A 16,858-nucleotide genomic window follows, 5' to 3' on the forward strand; every position below is an offset into this window, starting at 1 on the left:
TCAACGGAATGCGGTTTGTTTTAATCATTACTTCTTGTCGTCTTTTTTAGGATCAACTTCTTCAAAATCACCATCAACTGTGTTGTCATCAGCAGACTTTGCATCTCCTTCAGCTCCGTCCTTTGGCGCTGCTTGTTGATACAACTTCATTGCTAATTCACCAGCTACCTTAGTTAATTCTTCTGACTTAGCCTTCAAATCTGTCAAATCAGCATCATCAGCTGCGGCATCTTCCTTAGCTTTTTTCAAAGCTTCCAAGGCATCTTGTGTTGGCTTCTTTTCATCGTCACCCAACTTGTCACCAACTTCTTCCAAAGTCTTTTCAGTTTGGAAAATCAATTGATCAGCTTCATTGCGTGTATCGACAGCTTCTTTCTTCTTAGCATCAGCTTCTTCGTTTGCCTTGGCGTCGTTCATCATCTTTTCAATTTCTTCGTCTGACAAACCACCAGCAGCTTGGATTGTAATCTTTTGTTCCTTCTGTGTTCCTAAGTCCTTAGCAGAAACATTAACAATACCGTTACGATCAATGTCAAATGTCACTTCAATTTGAGGCACACCACGTGGTGCGGCCGGAATATCTGCTAATTGGAAACGACCCAATGTCTTGTTATCGGCAGCCATTGAACGTTCACCTTGCAAAACATGGATATCAACAGCTGGCTGATTGTCAGCTGCTGTTGAGAATACTTGTGACTTTGAAGTTGGAATCGTTGTGTTGCGTTCAATCAACTTAGTGAACACACCACCCATTGTCTCAATACCCAATGACAATGGTGTAACATCAAGCAAAACAACATCCTTAACATCACCAGTAATGACACCACCTTGAACGGCAGCGCCCAAAGCAACAGCTTCATCAGGGTTAATTGAGTGGTTAGGTTCCTTACCTGTCATCTTCTTAACAGATTCTTGTACGGCTGGAATACGAGTTGAACCACCGTTCAAGATAACCTCGTCGATGTCAGAGAATGACAATCCGGCATCCTTCAAAGCGTTCAAAACAGGTTGCTCAGCTTTCTTAACCAAATCAGCTGTCAATTCGTTAAACTTTGCACGTGTCAATGATGTCTGCAAGTGCAATGGTCCGTTATCACCTGAAGCAATAAATGGCAAATCAATTTGAGCTTCATTTGCAGATGACAAAGTCTTCTTAGCTGATTCTGCGGCATCCTTCAAACGTTGCAAAGCTAATTTATCATCCTTTAAGTCTACACCATTTTCTGACTTAAATTGTTCTGCCAAATAATCAATAACTTTGTTATCAAAGTCATCACCACCAAGATGAGTATCACCGTTTGTTGACAAAACTTCAAACACGCCATCTCCTAATTCAAGAATTGACACATCAAATGTTCCACCACCTAAGTCATAGACAAGAATTTTTTCATCCTTATCTAACTTGTCCAAACCATAAGCCAATGCGGCAGCTGTTGGTTCGTTAATAATACGTTCTACTTCCAGACCAGCAATCTTACCGGCATCCTTAGTAGCTTGACGCTGTGCATCATTAAAGTAGGCAGGAACTGTGATAACAGCTTTTTCAACCTTTTCACCTAAGTAATCTTCAGCATAGCCCTTAATATATTGCAAGATCATTGCTGAAATTTCTTGTGGTGTGTAGTCTTTACCATTGGCATTAACTTTATAACCAGCTTCACCCATGTGAGACTTGATTGAAATAATCGTGTCTGGGTTTGTAATTGCTTGACGCTTTGCAACATCACCCACTTGACTTTCGCCATTTTTAAATGAGACAACTGAAGGTGTTGTACGACCACCATCTGGATTTGTGATAATCTTTGGTTCGCCACCTTCAAGGACAGCAACAGCTGAGTTTGTCGTTCCTAAATCAATACCAATAATTTTTGACATAAATATTTCTTCCTTTACTTTAAAATCATTTTCATCTTTTTAAGGTGTAGTATCTCATCGATTGAATCACCATGCAAAATCGTGCTTATTTCGCCACTGCAACCATTGCTGGTCGAATTACGCGGTCTTGTAATATGTAACCCTTTTGCAAAACTTGTGCAATTTGGTCAGATTCAACTTCATCTGACTCAACACTTTGAATTGCTTGGTGCTTAGTTGGATCGAAAGATTCACCAATTTCACCTGTTGACGTAATACCATTGTCTGTTAAGGCTTGATTTAACGTCTTAAGTGTCATCTCCACACCTGTTTTAATTTGCTTTGACACTTCATCGTTAGCTTCAACTTGAAGGGCTCTTTCCAAATTGTCAACGGCTGGCAAAACTGCACTGGCTAATTTTTGTCCGTCATACTTGCGTACATTTTGTAGCTCACGCGCATTACGCTGTTGTATATTTTGAACTTCTGCTTGTGCACGTAATAATTTTTCTTCGAGATTGTTAACTTGCTCTGTTAGCTTATCAATTTCCACTTGTTGTGGATCAGGCTCCACCTGTAAATCATCGGCTTCAGATTCAATTTCTTCGGTCAAATTTTCATCAGTTTGATCAGAAATGTTCTTATCTTCTACAACTTCTTCGTTTTTTTCTGTCACAGGTGTGACCTCCTAGCTATGTATATTCAATCATTTTGCGACTTAACGCTTCACCAAACGCGTCTGTAAGCAACGTATTGGTACTATATGACATCGGAATTGGACCAAGTAAAGCAATAATACCACTCTCTTGGTTTGGTACCAAAAATCCACGCGTAATCAAGCTAAACTCTGAAAGTAGTGGCTCCCCAATCTCACGTCCAATTTTAACTTGAACATCTCGCGTTGGCGAAGCAATTTGTCTAACATCCTCAGCGTTGTTCAAGAATTCCAACAGAGGCTTCACATCAGCGATATCAGTTTCTTTACTAAAGTCTAGAACATTCAATCGGCCGCCAATATGGACGTTATCTCCGTTCGAGCGTGCCAACACGTCGCCAAATAGTTGCAAAAAAGCAGCTGGTGTTTTAATCATGCGGCTCATCTGCGTGGGCAATTCATCGGACTGCATCATACGCAATACATCATTAACCGGTCGACCGACCATCTGATCATTGATGTAGGCGACCATACTTTCCAATGATTCAATCGCCATTTCATTTGGTAATTTAAACGTTTGGCTAGTCACCTTACCATCATTAGTAACCAATACTGCAATCAGCTGATGGCCCTCCAATGGAACTAATCGAAATCCTGAAACTTTAATATCAATTCGCCTTGGCTTCAAAATCAACGCAGTGTAACCAGTTAAATTTGATAAAGTCCTAGCTGTCTCGTCTAGTAAATCATCTATTTCATGGAAGTTTCCACGAAATGATTGAATGACTGCTTGTACATCTCGATCAGTCGCTCTGCGTGTCATCATCAGGTGATCTAAATAATAACGATACCCTTCATATGATGGTACTCGACCAGCAGAAGTATGCAATTTTTTTATAAGATCATCAGATTCTAGCGCTGCCATTTCATTACGAATCGTAGCAGAGCTAATTTTAATATCTAGATGTTCTTGTAAACTTTTTGAACCAACCGCATGTTCACGCTGTGTATACTCATAAATAATGGCGGTTAAGATTAACTTTTGTCGTTCTGTTAGCGCCATATTATCGACTCCTTTTAGCACTCACTATATCTAACTGCTAACACTTATTATAATACACTATTTAAAAAATAATGCAAGTGTTTTAGCACTCTTTTTATAAGAGTGCCAACAAATTGCATTTTATAACTTTGTATTAAAATAATGCCTTGTTTGCCTTGCATCTTCATTAAGTTGATCTATCAATGATTGAACGTTTTCAAATTTCACTTCACCACGCAGATAATGACACCATTGTATCTGAACAAATTCACCATATATTTCTTCTTGATAATCTAAAATATTGATTTCAACTGTGATTGGACGAGCATCACCAAATGTCACATTGCGTCCGATGCTAGCCATTCCTAGATACCAAGTATCATATACTTTTATTTTTACAGCATAGATACCAATACCGGGCAACCATTCCTTTTCAGGCGTCTGTATATTGGCAGTTGGAAAGCCTAATTCGCGGCCTCTAGCTTCGCCATGAACGACTATACCTGATGTCGAATGGATACGACCAAGCTGCTGTGTGGCACCATCTACGTTCCCCTGATCTAACATAGATCGAATTGTTGAAGAAGAAACTTTCTGATTATAATCATCAAATTCAGACACAGTCACAACGTCAAAAAGATTAGTCGCATATGTTGCTAAATGTAGCATATCACTATCCGTTCCCGCTGCACCATACAAATGGTCGAATCCTGCTACCACCGTAACAGGGTTTAATTGCATGACCACCTCATCGACAAACTGTTGACCACCTAATTTAGCAAGTTTAGAAGTGAACTGCATAACATAAACTCGATCAACACCTAACTGGCTCATGATGGACTTCTTTTTGGCTAACGGTGTTAAATAACGCAATGGTTGTTTCAACGTCTGAAAAGCTACGATTGGATGTGGATCATAGGTCAAAACAGCCAAGGGCACCCCTTGTTTTTCAGCTTCTGCTTTTGCACGAGCTAAAACAGCCTGATGCCCGCGATGAACACCGTCAAAAAAGCCCATTGCAACGACCTGTTGAACCGGCTTTTTAAAATCTAATATTGGATAATGTAAACGAATTAATTCTGTCATAGTCATTGGTTATCAAATACATAACGAGAACGCCATAATTGCTCAATCTCGTCATATTGATATACTGCTTTCAGTTTGTTTTGATAATATAATTGTAAATAGCTGTCATTTGCAGGCCAACTAGAAATTTTCTGACCATTTTTTACAGCAAACCATTCATTTTCACTCAAAGTTTTAGTTGGCCACCTCAATACTTCTCTAATAGGTATTACTTGTTTTAATACTTCTTCATACGCTAGTGTGGACAAAAAATCAAGGTCGCGTGCTTCAGAAATTTTGAATCCGCTCCCCATCGTTCGAGTCAATTGTGTCATTGTTGCCGGGGTCCCAATTATTTTGCCTGCATCTACCGCTAAAGTACGAATATACGTGCCCTTGGAAACTGTGGCTTCAAACTTGAATACCTGCTTACCATCTATAAATTTAATACCGGATGTACGTTTAAAGTCATGAATTACCGCTTTACGAACTGGACGTTCAACAGTCTCACCATTTCGAGCATACTCATAGAGCCGCTTACCATTCACTTTTACAGCAGAGTACATAGGTGGCTTTTGTGTGATTTCACCATTTAATTGCTGTATTGCTTGATCAATTTTCTGGTCAGAAAAAGGGGCTACGATATCCAGCTGATCAACGATTTCACCATCAAGGTCCTCTGTTTCTGTTGAAAACCCTAATGTAATTTCTCCAATATAACTTTTTGGCCGTGTTTGCAATTCATCAATCAACTTTGTCGCTTTACCTAAAGCAACTACTAGGACACCATCAACATTCGGATCTAAAGTTCCAGCATGCCCAACCTTTTTTTGACCAATAATACGGCGTACTCTACTAACAACATCAAAAGATGTCATGCCACGAGGCTTATTGATAACCAACAAACCATCAACTATCTGATTCTTTGTCATTTTGCAATTCCCCTACTTGCCAAACGTTTTGTCCTGCATAAACAGAACCGTACCGAATAGTTGGTAGGGCTTGGTTTGCCCAAACAACATAAATGCGTAGTGCTTCATGATCAGCAGAGAGCACCTTTTGATTCGTCGTTCCAATAACATCACCCGCATGTAATTGTTGCCCTACACCGTATTGAGCCAACCGAACAACATTTGATGTGCCCACGACAGTGACAGTCACAGTCTGCTCTGAAATATCTGTTAGCGTCAAATAATCATTAGTGGACTCAGTAACAATCCCCGAAACTGGTGCCATTAAATTACCACCATGCGGCACTAGCATAACCCCGTTTTTAGTTTTAAAGGGTTCATCACGGCTGTCGGTAATTTTTTGTAAATCCCCAGTCACTGGCGCCACTAAAACAAGCGTATCATTATTACGCGCTAATCTAGTCGCATTGATTTGACCCGTACTCTTCAATTGTGATAATTTTTTTTCTGAACCAAAAAGTCGTTTCCAGAAGTTCATCTTTAGCCGCGTACCTTTTCAATATATTTTGTCATTCGCTTCATTCCTTCAGCCAAGTCTTCATCGGACGCAGCGTATGAAATACGAATATAAGCTTGCGCTGCATCGCTGAAGGCCGAACCCGGAATAACCGCCACTTTACCTTCTTTTGCTAACTGTAAAGCAAACGCATCGCCATCGGTGCCTAAATCAGCAGGCAATTTAGCAAATAAATAAAATGCCCCTTCTGGCTCAACCACATCAAACCCTAGTGCCTGCAACTGTGATAACACCTTATCTCGACGTTGACGATAAATATCACGCATCTTTATTGGTGTGTCGGTTACATCACGTAAAGCAACCAACGCTGCATCTTGAACAAATGTCGGTACAGCAAAAACCAGCGTTCCATGTGTCTTTTGCAATTGCGCAATTGTCTCAGCTTGACCTAAAATAAATCCTACACGATAGCCTGTCATGGCATGAGATTTTGATAAACCATTAATGTAAATTGTGCGTTCAGGTATGTACTCAGCAAAAGATACATGTTCTTGATCGTATGTTAGGACGGAATAAATTTCGTCAGAGATGACCCATAAGTTGTGCTTTGTAAATGTTTCAGCCAATGCAATGATCTCATCACGTGAGTATGTTACCCCTGTGGGGTTAGTTGGGTAATTCATCAGAATAGCTTTAACAGGCACTGTCGCATTTTTGATGGTTTCTTCGACCATATCAGGTGTTAATTTAAAATTGTTTGTCGTTGTATCAATGGACAAACGCACACCATGTGCTAGATCAAGAGAAGAAAAATAAGGTCCATAGGCTGGTTCTGGTACCAACAAGCCATCATTATCATTCAGGAGGGTTTGAAATATAACATTTATGGCTTCACTCACACCCTGTGTGATGATAATATTTTCTGGACCATTATAATTTAAATGATACTCACGATTAAAATACGCAACAACAGCTGTTCTCAAATCTGTTTCACCTTGACTTTCAGCGTAGTGAGAACGATCGTTTGTAATTGCATCAATAGTCGCTTGCTTAATACGTTCATCAACAGCAAAACCAGGTTCACCAAAGGTTAGTCGTAAAATATCTGGAATATCACGAACTTTTAATTGAAAATCCAATAGTTTGTCAGGCGCCATATCCAATACTATAGAATTGAAAGGTTGAGTTGGATTAGTCATATTAAATCTCATTTTCTTAAAAAATTAATTGTATAGAACTATTTTAACACAAAAAGCGCTCATCCTAATGGAGAGCGCCCAATATTTGATAATTTATTAATTTTCAGTGTGCAGCTTGCGAATCAAGTCCTCAATATGATTTCCATATTGAACAGATGTATCACGTACAAATTTCAATTCTGGCGTTTTGTAAACCGTCAATCGTGAGCCTAATTCTTTACGAATCAATCCACTAGCAGCTTCCAAACCGGCTTGAGTTTTCTTAGCATCACTGGCCAAATCAGATAAAATGGAATAATAAATTGTTGCTATCTGCAAGTCACCAGACAATTCAACACTTGTTACTGTAACCTCTTTTACTCGTGGATCATTAATACGCTTAAGTAATAAATCAGTAACATCACGTTGTACTTCTTGAGCGAGACGACCTGCACGTTGTGGATTTGCCATAACTATTTTGCCTTCTCTTTCTTTCTATTAAAAGACACAACCTACCAAAAAGTATTCAGCGTAAGCGGTCTCTTATTTAGGTTTAACTTCTTCCATTACGTAGGCTTCAACAACGTCCCCAGCGTGAACATCATTAAATTTGGCCACTGTAAATCCGAATTCAAATCCCATCTTCACTTCGTTAACTGCATCTTTACCGCGCTGCAATGAGCCAACTTCACCGTCAAACACCACCACATTATCACGAATGACACGAACCTTAGAATCCTTAGTAATTTTACCTTCTTCAACCATGGCACCAGCAATAGTTCCGACCTTAGAGAATTTGAACAATTCTTTAACTTCGACTTTTCCAATAACCTTTTCTTCGTATACAGGTTCAAGTTGGCCTTTCATAGCTGCTTCAACATCGTCGATCGCATTATAAATGACATTATAGAAACGAATATCAACTTTTTCAGAATCCGATTGTGATTTTGCCAAAGGCGTAGGGCGAACGTTGAATCCGATGATAATTGCGCCAGATGCTTCAGCCAAAGTAACATCTGATTCGTTAATCGCGCCAACAGCTGTATGGATAATATCCACACGAACACCGTCAACCTCAATCTTCTTCAGTGATCCAGAAAGTGCTTCGACTGATCCTTGAACATCAGCCTTGACAATAACCGGCACCGTCTTCATCGCTTTTTCAGCCATTGTATTAAACAATGTATCCAAAGTTACAACTGATCCTGAATTACGAACTGCTTCTTGTGCTCGCTTTGCACGTTCTTCACCGGCTGCACGAGCTGTCTTCTCATCAGCCATAACGATGAAACGATCACCAGCTTGTGGAACACCATTCAAACCAGTAATTTGGATAGGTGTCGCAGGCAAAGCTTCTGACAGCTCAACACCACGCTCGTTTGTCATTGTACGTACACGGCCATACGTGTTACCAACAACAATTGGATCACCAACATGCATTGTTCCTTGTTGTACAAGCACAGTAGAAACTGGTCCACGTCCCTTATCCAAGCGGGCTTCAATTACTGAACCACGCGCTGGCATATCAGGATTTGCTTTCAATTCCAAAACTTCAGCTTGCAACAAAATCATTTCAAGTAGTTCGTCAACATTTTGACCAAACTTAGCTGAAATTTTAACGAAGATTGTGTCACCACCATACTCTTCAGGAACTAAGTCATAGGCCATTAACTGATTCATGACATCGTCAGGATTTGCTCCAGGCTTATCAATTTTGTTAACAGCAACAATAATTGGCGTTCCCGCTGCCTTAGCATGATTAATCGCTTCAATTGTCTGCGGCATAACACCATCATCAGCAGCAACAACAAGAATTGTCAAATCAGTTACGTTAGCACCACGCGCACGCATCTCTGTGAAAGCGGCGTGCCCTGGTGTATCCAAAAATGTAATTAATTTATCATTAATACGTGTCTGGTATGCACCAATATGTTGTGTGATACCACCTGCTTCACCTTCAGTAACATGAGAATTACGTAGATAATCCAACAATGTTGTCTTACCATGATCAACGTGTCCCATGATTGTCACAACTGGTGGACGAGAAACTAACTTGCTCTCATCAATATTTTCATCATCAAAGAATCTGTCAATATCAGCAACGTCTTCTTCTTCTTTTGCTTGTGCTTCGATACCATAATCAGCCGCCAGAATTTCGATTGTATCTTCATCCAAACTTTGGTTTTGATTTGTAACAATGCCCAGTAAGAATAACTTTTTAATAATTTCTGCTGTATCACGATGCAACAACTTTGACAAATCTTGTACGTTCATACCAACACGATATTCCAAAACTGCTGGTAATGGTTGTTCTTTACGTACTGTTGCTGGAGTTGATGGTTGGTGTTTAGCAGCAATACGACGTGACTTTTTAGAACCGCGCGGACGATCATTACGACGTGGTGTTTGTTGACCGGTACCATTAGTATTACGCTTACGTGAATTATTGCGCGCAGAATTATTACCAGAAGCGAGAGCGCCACCAAACTTTCCTGCACCAGTGGTTGTTGATGCAGTAGCTGGTTTAGCTGCACTAGTTTCTTTCTTTGTAGCTGGTTTAGTTGTCGCGGCTGGCTTCTTTGGATGCTTAGCAGCTGCAGAAGCTTGACGCTTCTTTTCATTTTCATTCACATACTGCTTCAAGCTATTATCCGGTTTAGCAGAATAATCAACTTGCCCTTCACGTGGCTTCGTTGACCAACTTTTCTTCTCTCGAATCATTGGACGCCCTTCAGCAGGTGCAACGCGTGATCCAGGACGCTTATTGCGGTTCCCACCGTTATTTGAACGGTTTTGACCACCATTATTAGATGTATTCGAGCGATTCTGATTATTGCGATTTTGGCTTTGTCCACCATTATTTGGACGATATTGATTGTTATTGTTAGGACGTGCAGGACGGCTTGGACGTGAGCCTCCTTGGGCTGGCGTCGTGCCATCTGCTAACTTTGCCGCATGACGGCGTTGTGATGCGGGCAATTCCTTACGTTCTGGGACTGCCTGTTTTCGTGCAGGACGGTTTGAACCTGAGAATTTCTTTTCTTCTGTCATTTAGTTCCGCTCCTTTTCTGAAATTAATTGTTTAATTTTTCGACTAAAACCTTGATCAGCAATAGCGAAGACACCTCGGTTAACACCAATAGCATCCGTTAATTGCTTTTTAGTATAGTCTTGTACTAGTTTGATATTATAGAAGTTTGATTTATCGGCGAATTTTTTTGCTTGGCTTTTACCACCATCACTGGGAAAGAAAACTAGAAAAACCTTTTGCCCACGAATAGCTGATAACGTAGGCTCTGTTCCAAGTACTAGTTTACCAGCGCGCATTGCTAAACCAACTAAATTCAGTATTTGGTTATCCTTATTTATCACCAAACAACTCCCGACGTGCTTGTTGATGGTCAACGTAAGCAATGAGTTCATCATAGAATTCATCTGCTACTTTCACACCAAATGCTTTATCAAAGATACGCTTTTCTTTAGCCATTTCTGCATTTTTTACATCTAGGCTAACATACGCACCGCGACCATTGGCTTTTCCTGTTGGGTCTAAAGTCACATCGCCTTCTTTACTACGCACGACTCGAACGAGTTCTTTTTTAGGAAACATTTCACCCGTTACAATGTCTTTTCTCATTGGTATTTTACGAGGTTTCATATGTACCAGTATGACTATAAATCACTTGATTTATGATCATATTTCCTTTCAAATTATTCTTCGTTTTTGTCAACAGCTGTAGCAGCTGGTGTTGGGTCTAAGCTAGCTGCTGCTTCACTTTCAGATTTAATGTCAATCTTGAATCCAGTTAAACGTGCTGCTAAGCGAGCATTTTGACCCTTTTTCCCGATTGCTAGAGATAACTGATTATCTGGAACAATAACCGTTACCGCACGGTCGTTGGCTGGATCAAAAATGACATCAGTTACTTCTGAAGGGTTCAAAGCATTCGCGATATACTGTGCTTCATCTTCAACCCACTCCACGATATCCATATTTTCACCAGCTAGTTCGTTAACAACGCTTTGTACACGCGCACCACGTTGACCAACCATGGCCCCAACTGGATCTAAGTCAGAATCATGCGTATAAACGGCAATTTTTGAACGGTCACCCGCCTCACGCGCAATAGACATGATTTCAACAGTACCATCATAAACTTCTGGCACCTCTTGTTCAAACAATCGTTTAACCAAATCAGCTGCTGTTCGCGATACAAAGACTTGTGGTCCCTTGGCGTTGTTTTCAACTTTGTTAACCAAGACCTTAATACGATCTCCCATATGATACCGCTCGTTTGGCATTTGATCATTTGGCGCCATGACAGCTTCTTGATTGCCAGGCAAGTTCACATATAGGAATCGTGCATCTTGTCGGTCAACTTCACCTGTTATAATTTCATCTTCGTAATCAGAAAACTTGTTATAAATAGCTTGTCGTCCAGCTTCACGCATTTTTTGCACAATCACTTGCTTTGCAGCTTGTGCCGCCATACGACCAAAATCTTTTGGTGTAACATCAAAGCGAATCTCATCCCCTGCTTCATATGCTCGATTGATTGCCAATGCATCGGATAAAGAAATCTCTGTTTCTTCATCTTCAAGATCATCGTCTAAAACAACATGCTTTACTTGTTTAATACTAATGTTGCCCTTTTTATCGTCGAATGTTGCTTCGACATTATCAGCGGTATTGTATTGCTTCTTGTAGGCGGCTTTCAATGCGTCTTCAAGTGCTTCGACAACAACTAAACGATCAATTCCTCGTTCTGATTCAAGAGCATTAAGTGCTTCCACTAATTCTTTACTCATTTGATTTTCTCCATTTTTAACGATTTAAAACTGGACATCCAGTATTGCTTTAGCTATTTCGTCAAAGGTTAATGGCAAACGTCCATTAGTTGTCGTCAGCGTCAAGCCATCTTTGTTTAGATCAGCAATTTTACCTTGCCACTTTTTTTGACCTTCTTTGGCAACAAACAAGGATACTAAAATATTTTCATTGGCCTCTTTAGCCCACTCAAAATGCCATAATTCCTTTAATGGTCGATCAGCGCCTGGTGATGAAATATCTAAAACATAGGCTTCAGGTATTGGATCTGGATCCACGGTATCTAACAATTCATTAACTTCTTGCGTGAATAATGTCAAATCATTCATCGTAATAAATTGATGATCAGGTTTATCCAGCAAAATTCGTAAAACTTTTTGTCCACCTTCTTTGGTAAACGTTAAATCCCACAGTAAATCATTATGTGCTTCAATGATTGGCGAAATCAAGTCAACAATTGTCTGTTCGGTTTTGTTTGCCATTTATTTTCCCCTTTCGATGAATAGTTTTGTCAATTACGTCTACTAATATAGCGTTAGCACCATCTTATATTGACAATAAGCGTGCTAATCCCATAAAAAATGAGCCGGCCGCTTTTCCAAGTGACCCGCCCATTTACAATTGCTATGTAAATTAACTATATTTATTGTACCCTATTTATTAAAATAGTGCAAATTACAGCACACATACGTCAACAATATAAAAAAGCCCGCAAGCTGGGGCTTTTTTATACTAACCCTTCGAATGAAGGAATTAGAAAGAAGTTACTGGTTTCTTTTACCAAGAAGCCTTACGAACACCAGGGATTTGACCCTTGTGTGCTAATTGACGGAAGTTCAAACGTGACATTCCAAATTCACGCATGTAAGCGTGTGGACGACCATCGATCCAATCGCGGTTATGAACGCGTACTGGAGATGAATCCTTTGGCAAAGCTGCCAATCCAATATAGTCACCCGCAGCCTTCAATGCTGCACGCTTGTCAGCGTACTTTGCAACTAAAGCTTCACGCTTTTGTGCCTTAGCAATCTTTGACTTCTTTGCCATTACTTAATCTCCTTAAATGTTACTACTTTGCGAAGTTTTGGTGAGTACTTCTTTAACTCAAGGCGGTCTGGCGTATTACGACGATTTTTAGACGTCAAGTAGATACGCTCACCAGTTTCATCATTTCCTAGAACGACGTGGATACGCATAATCCTTGCTCCTTAGTGTTTTTCTTAAAATTTTTATTTGCTTGTCAATACAAATAACTATTATACATGAACCGATTACCAGTGTAAAGGTCTGTGAATAAATTTATCAACATTTTATCCACAAAAATCCATAATTCGAATTAAATTAATTTGGCATGAATTTTTTAGAGTTGGTTTTCTAATGGGGGAACTACTTGCTTCTTTCTAGAAACAACACCTGGTAGATCGATTACATTATTGTCAAGTTTTTGATCAAATGCTGCTTCAATTGATGAAGCAGCATCTCCAATGTACAAGCCCTTAGAGTTTGAATTCAAGATATCAGTAATCACAAACAAAAAGTCTTCATAACCTTCCTCTGCAATTGCTGCTTCAATTCCTGCCTGACGAGATAATACTTCATCAATATCAACAGTGTTGACTTGACCAATCCGGAATTGATGCCCACCCATTTCAAATGACTTTGCATCACCATCAATTAATTCTTTGTCAGTGCGTGATGACAAATCTGTTCCAGCTTTCAACAAATCCAAACCATAGGCAGCATAATCTTCAAGTCCGGCAATCTTAGCTAAGGCTTCCAAAGCAGGTTGGTCGTATGATGTCGTCGTTGGGCTCTTGAGTAATAATGTGTCAGATATAATTGCTGAAGCTAGTAGTCCGGCAATTTCTGCAGGAATAACAATGTTTGCTTGTTTGAATTCGTAGTACAAAATAGTTGCTACAGAGCCCCATGGCTTAGCAGTGATATACAGGGGTGTAGAATTTGTGAACGCAAACTTATGATGATCATAAATGTTTTCCACAGTAACGTCAGCTAAATTATCAACTGATTGTGCAGCTTCATTATGGTCAACTAAAACAACTGTTTTCGTATCGGCCTCAGAAATTACACGAAGCGGCTTAACTTTAAAATAATCTAACGCGAATTGCGTTTCAGCGTTGGGCTCACCTTGCGCGACTGCTTCTGTATCTTGACCTTGTTGGTTCAATAAATAACTTGCAGCGATTGCTGATGCGATTGTATCTGTATCTGGGTTCTTGTGCCCAAAAACTAAAGTCTTAGCCATTAGTTTATCTCCTAGCATTTTATATTTTTATTTTAACAAAAATTAATCATTTTGTCTCAGAAATTGTTAGCGGTTTTATAATCCACGGTTCGCCATTTTTATCGATGTCAACGACGTATTGTCCATTGCCAATACGTTGTGACTCATGATAATCACTTAATTGCAATTCTTGAATTTGATAACGCTTGGTCAAAATAGAAAGTGCTTTCACATTGCTATCAAATATTGTCGCTGTGGCAACTTTATAAGCTACAGTTTTCTTTTGTGTGAAAATGAGAACACCTTTATTAGCACGTTTTGAGTGGTTGATTAACGATACTGGCATATACTTAAATGCGCCATTTTCAGCAACAATAGCGACACTTTGTTTATCATCGGTAATAAACAAGGCAGCTTTAATCGTATCATCATCGCGTAAATCCATTGCCTTGACTCCGGCAGTACGGGAACCAATTTCTGGCACCTCTTTTATCGCGTATCGTAAACCAACACCGTTATGGGACAACAAGAGCACATTTTGGCGCTCAACTTTTTGGAAATACGCAACATTAACAACGTAGCTCATATCTTTTTTAAGCTTAATAGCCATCGAAGATTTCTTTTTATAAGCTTTGGGAACTATATCTACTAAAGTAGTTTGCTTAATAAAGCCGTCATTTGAAACTATTGTAAATGCACCACCTTGTTCGAGATTATCAACAGCAATAGCTTTAATCACAACTTCGTCTTTATCCCAGTTCGATAGTTGCTGTGAAAAATGTTCCCCTGTATCTTTCCATTTTGTGTCAGGTAATTCATGAACCGGTCGATAAATCACATTCCCCTTGTTGGTAAACATAAACAAATGATTTGTCGTATTTAAGGTTCCTTGGAAAACAACTAAATCATCTTCTGCCAGACCATTTTCATTATCCGAAGCTTTAAAAGAACGTAGAGATGCACGCTTATAATAACCATTACGTGACACTAGCACTTGAACATCTTCTTCAGCAATCGTTACTGCTGTATCAATTACCAAATTCTCAACTTCTGCTTCAATGACACTGCGACGTGGTGAAGAATAAGCCTTAGTAATTGCCTTAATTTCTTCGCGAATAACATCTTTCAACGCTGAATCTTCGTGAATAATTTGGTTCAAACGGTTAATTTTATCATTCAATTGGGAAAATTCTTCTTCTAATTGCGTCACATCTGTGTTAGTCAATCGATATAATTGCAACGTGACAATGGCTTCAGCTTGCGCTTGGGTAAACTCAAAACGATTAATTAAGTTTTGTGTAGCGTCTTTACGATTCTTAGACGCTCGAATGGTAGCAACCACTTCATCCAATATAGAAAGCATACGGATTAAGCCTTCAACAATATGTTGCCGTGCTTGGGCTTTGGCCAATTCATACGCTGATCGCTTTAATACAACCTCTTTTCGGAACGAAAGGAAAGCTTCTAAACCAGCCTTCAAGCCAACGTGTACTGGTCGCTGATCATGAATAGCAACCATATTGAAGTTATAAGATATCTGCAAATCAGTTTTTTTGAACAAATAAGTCAAAATACCATTGGCATTTGCTTCTTTAGATAATTCAATAACAATAGACATTCCCTCGCGATCAGATTCATCGCGGACTTCTGAAATGCCGGTTACTTCTTTATTTAATCGGATGGCATCAATTTTTGATACCAAATTTGACTTAACAACCTCATAAGGCAGCTCAGTGATTTCAATTTTCTTCTTGCCAGCGCGAAGATCAGATATTTCTGTCTTAGCACGAACAACGATTTTACCACGTCCAGTTTTGTACGCTTTTTTTATACCATCAAGTCCCTGAACAATACCACCAGTCGGAAAATCAGGGCCTTTTACATAGCGCATTAATTGCGATAAAGTAGCGGCTGGATGATCAAGTAAGTAGATTAATGCGGCATTGATTTCTTTCAAATTATGGGGCGGAATTTCTGTTGCATATCCCGCCGAAATACCAGTTGCGCCGTTAATAAAAAGACTAGGGATACGGGAAGGTAAAACTGTTGGCTCATAAGTTGTGTCATCAAAGTTCAAAACCATATCCACAGTTTCTTGACCCAAATCAGCCATCATTTCACCAGCAATTTTAGACAACCGCGCTTCAGTATAACGCATTGCTGCAGCCGGATCATTGTCCACTGAACCATTATTACCGTTCATGTCTATCAGCGGCTCACGAACTTTCCAATCCTGCGATAAACGCACCATGGCTTCATAAATTGATGAATCACCGTGTGGATGAAAATTACCCATTACGTTACCAACAGATTTTGCTGATTTACGATATGGATGATCATAGGTGTTTCCATCCTGATCCATTGCAAACAAAATACGCCGTTGCACTGGCTTCAATCCGTCTCGAATGTCTGGCAAAGCACGTTCTTGAATTATATATTTTGAATAGCGCCCAAAGCGCTCCCCCATCACTGCTTCAAGTGAGAGTTCGGTTATACGATCTGCCATCTAAGTGCGGTTCTCCTTGATTAAAACATCTATAAAATTACTAATTACAGATAAATG

The 16,858-nt window shown here is 39.6% G+C and carries 17 protein-coding genes; all 17 read right to left on the reverse strand.

Going from position 1 to position 16,858, the window contains the following annotated elements:
* Positions 1-27 precede the first annotated feature (27 nt).
* Positions 28-1,875 (reverse strand): molecular chaperone DnaK, encoded by a 1,848-nt coding sequence (dnaK, locus tag A6B45_RS06450; protein ID WP_072613854.1) that lies wholly within the window; start codon positions 1,873-1,875, stop codon positions 28-30.
* Between the two features lie 85 nt (positions 1,876-1,960).
* The gene (grpE, locus tag A6B45_RS06455) at positions 1,961-2,530 is read right to left on the reverse strand and encodes a nucleotide exchange factor GrpE (protein ID WP_072613855.1); all 570 of its coding nucleotides are present in this window, start codon (positions 2,528-2,530) and stop codon (positions 1,961-1,963) included.
* Between the two features lie 16 nt (positions 2,531-2,546).
* Positions 2,547-3,572 (reverse strand): heat-inducible transcriptional repressor HrcA, encoded by a 1,026-nt coding sequence (gene hrcA, locus A6B45_RS06460; protein WP_072613856.1) that lies wholly within the window; start codon positions 3,570-3,572, stop codon positions 2,547-2,549.
* Positions 3,573-3,692: 120 nt separating this feature from the next.
* Positions 3,693-4,637, reverse strand: a complete 945-nt coding sequence (ribF, locus tag A6B45_RS06465) for a riboflavin biosynthesis protein RibF (RefSeq protein WP_322788017.1) — start codon at positions 4,635-4,637, stop codon at positions 3,693-3,695.
* A 2-nt stretch (positions 4,638-4,639) separates the two neighbouring features.
* Positions 4,640-5,548, reverse strand: a complete 909-nt coding sequence (gene truB, locus A6B45_RS06470) for a tRNA pseudouridine(55) synthase TruB (protein ID WP_072613858.1) — start codon at positions 5,546-5,548, stop codon at positions 4,640-4,642.
* On the reverse strand, positions 5,526-6,065 hold the full coding sequence (locus A6B45_RS06475; RefSeq protein ID WP_072613859.1) for a PTS glucose transporter subunit IIA: 540 nt from the start codon (positions 6,063-6,065) through the stop codon (positions 5,526-5,528). The genes truB and A6B45_RS06475 overlap by 23 nt, the downstream gene beginning before the upstream one ends.
* Positions 6,066-6,067: 2 nt before the next feature.
* Positions 6,068-7,243 carry an aminotransferase class I/II-fold pyridoxal phosphate-dependent enzyme gene (locus tag A6B45_RS06480; protein WP_072613860.1) on the reverse strand — a complete coding sequence of 392 codons (1,176 nt, stop codon included), beginning with the start codon at positions 7,241-7,243 and terminating at the stop codon, positions 6,068-6,070.
* A gap of 96 nt (positions 7,244-7,339) precedes the next feature.
* The gene (rbfA, locus tag A6B45_RS06485; protein ID WP_002815019.1) at positions 7,340-7,693 is read right to left on the reverse strand and encodes a 30S ribosome-binding factor RbfA; all 354 of its coding nucleotides are present in this window, start codon (positions 7,691-7,693) and stop codon (positions 7,340-7,342) included.
* A gap of 72 nt (positions 7,694-7,765) precedes the next feature.
* A complete protein-coding gene (infB, locus tag A6B45_RS06490) occupies positions 7,766-10,273 on the reverse strand; it encodes a translation initiation factor IF-2 (protein ID WP_072613861.1) in 2,508 nt (835 codons plus the stop codon).
* The gene (locus A6B45_RS06495) at positions 10,274-10,594 is read right to left on the reverse strand and encodes a L7Ae/L30e/S12e/Gadd45 family ribosomal protein (RefSeq protein ID WP_072613862.1); all 321 of its coding nucleotides are present in this window, start codon (positions 10,592-10,594) and stop codon (positions 10,274-10,276) included.
* Positions 10,584-10,880, reverse strand: coding sequence for an RNase P modulator RnpM (gene rnpM, locus A6B45_RS06500; RefSeq protein WP_014324890.1), 297 nt, complete (start codon positions 10,878-10,880; stop codon positions 10,584-10,586). Before rnpM ends, A6B45_RS06495 begins: the two co-directional genes overlap by 11 nt.
* 53 nt (positions 10,881-10,933) lie before the next feature.
* Complete coding sequence (nusA, locus tag A6B45_RS06505; protein ID WP_072613863.1) at positions 10,934-12,031, reverse strand: transcription termination factor NusA; 1,098 nt, start codon at positions 12,029-12,031, stop codon at positions 10,934-10,936.
* Positions 12,032-12,055: 24 nt separating this feature from the next.
* On the reverse strand, positions 12,056-12,532 hold the full coding sequence (gene rimP, locus A6B45_RS06510; protein WP_072613864.1) for a ribosome maturation factor RimP: 477 nt from the start codon (positions 12,530-12,532) through the stop codon (positions 12,056-12,058).
* A gap of 295 nt (positions 12,533-12,827) precedes the next feature.
* On the reverse strand, positions 12,828-13,097 hold the full coding sequence (gene rpsN, locus A6B45_RS06515; protein WP_002815025.1) for a 30S ribosomal protein S14: 270 nt from the start codon (positions 13,095-13,097) through the stop codon (positions 12,828-12,830).
* A complete protein-coding gene (gene rpmG / locus A6B45_RS06520) occupies positions 13,097-13,246 on the reverse strand; it encodes a 50S ribosomal protein L33 (protein WP_002815032.1) in 150 nt (49 codons plus the stop codon). Before rpmG ends, rpsN begins: the two co-directional genes overlap by 1 nt.
* Before the next feature lie 164 nt (positions 13,247-13,410).
* A complete protein-coding gene (locus A6B45_RS06525; protein ID WP_072613865.1) occupies positions 13,411-14,316 on the reverse strand; it encodes a manganese-dependent inorganic pyrophosphatase in 906 nt (301 codons plus the stop codon).
* Positions 14,317-14,362: 46 nt separating this feature from the next.
* Positions 14,363-16,801: a DNA topoisomerase IV subunit A gene (parC, locus tag A6B45_RS06530; RefSeq protein ID WP_072613866.1), complete on the reverse strand. Its 2,439-nt coding sequence runs from the start codon at positions 16,799-16,801 to the stop codon at positions 14,363-14,365.
* Between the last annotated feature and the right edge of the window lie 57 nt (positions 16,802-16,858).

Source organism: Leuconostoc suionicum (assembly GCF_001891125.1).
Taxonomy (GTDB): Bacteria; Bacillota; Bacilli; order Lactobacillales; family Lactobacillaceae; genus Leuconostoc; species Leuconostoc suionicum.

What these genes read in the sequence shown, in the direction of transcription:
- dnaK (WP_072613854.1), bottom strand. Translation starts at nt 1,875, where the DNA reads ATGTCAAAAATTATTGGTATTGATTTAGGAACGACAAACTCAGCTGTT.
- hrcA (WP_072613856.1), bottom strand. Translation starts at nt 3,572, where the DNA reads ATGGCGCTAACAGAACGACAAAAGTTAATCTTAACCGCCATTATTTAT.
- ribF (WP_322788017.1), bottom strand. Translation starts at nt 4,637, where the DNA reads ATGACAGAATTAATTCGTTTACATTATCCAATATTAGATTTTAAAAAG.
- truB (WP_072613858.1), bottom strand. Translation starts at nt 5,548, where the DNA reads ATGACAAAGAATCAGATAGTTGATGGTTTGTTGGTTATCAATAAGCCT.
- A6B45_RS06475 (WP_072613859.1), bottom strand. Translation starts at nt 6,065, where the DNA reads ATGAACTTCTGGAAACGACTTTTTGGTTCAGAAAAAAAATTATCACAA.
- A6B45_RS06480 (WP_072613860.1), bottom strand. Translation starts at nt 7,243, where the DNA reads ATGACTAATCCAACTCAACCTTTCAATTCTATAGTATTGGATATGGCG.
- rbfA (WP_002815019.1), bottom strand. Translation starts at nt 7,693, where the DNA reads ATGGCAAATCCACAACGTGCAGGTCGTCTCGCTCAAGAAGTACAACGT.
- infB (WP_072613861.1), bottom strand. Translation starts at nt 10,273, where the DNA reads ATGACAGAAGAAAAGAAATTCTCAGGTTCAAACCGTCCTGCACGAAAA.
- rnpM (WP_014324890.1), bottom strand. Translation starts at nt 10,880, where the DNA reads ATGAAACCTCGTAAAATACCAATGAGAAAAGACATTGTAACGGGTGAA.
- nusA (WP_072613863.1), bottom strand. Translation starts at nt 12,031, where the DNA reads ATGAGTAAAGAATTAGTGGAAGCACTTAATGCTCTTGAATCAGAACGA.
- rimP (WP_072613864.1), bottom strand. Translation starts at nt 12,532, where the DNA reads ATGGCAAACAAAACCGAACAGACAATTGTTGACTTGATTTCGCCAATC.
- rpsN (WP_002815025.1), bottom strand. Translation starts at nt 13,097, where the DNA reads ATGGCAAAGAAGTCAAAGATTGCTAAGGCACAAAAGCGTGAAGCTTTA.
- rpmG (WP_002815032.1), bottom strand. Translation starts at nt 13,246, where the DNA reads ATGCGTATCCACGTCGTTCTAGGAAATGATGAAACTGGTGAGCGTATC.
- A6B45_RS06525 (WP_072613865.1), bottom strand. Translation starts at nt 14,316, where the DNA reads ATGGCTAAGACTTTAGTTTTTGGGCACAAGAACCCAGATACAGATACA.
- parC (WP_072613866.1), bottom strand. Translation starts at nt 16,801, where the DNA reads ATGGCAGATCGTATAACCGAACTCTCACTTGAAGCAGTGATGGGGGAG.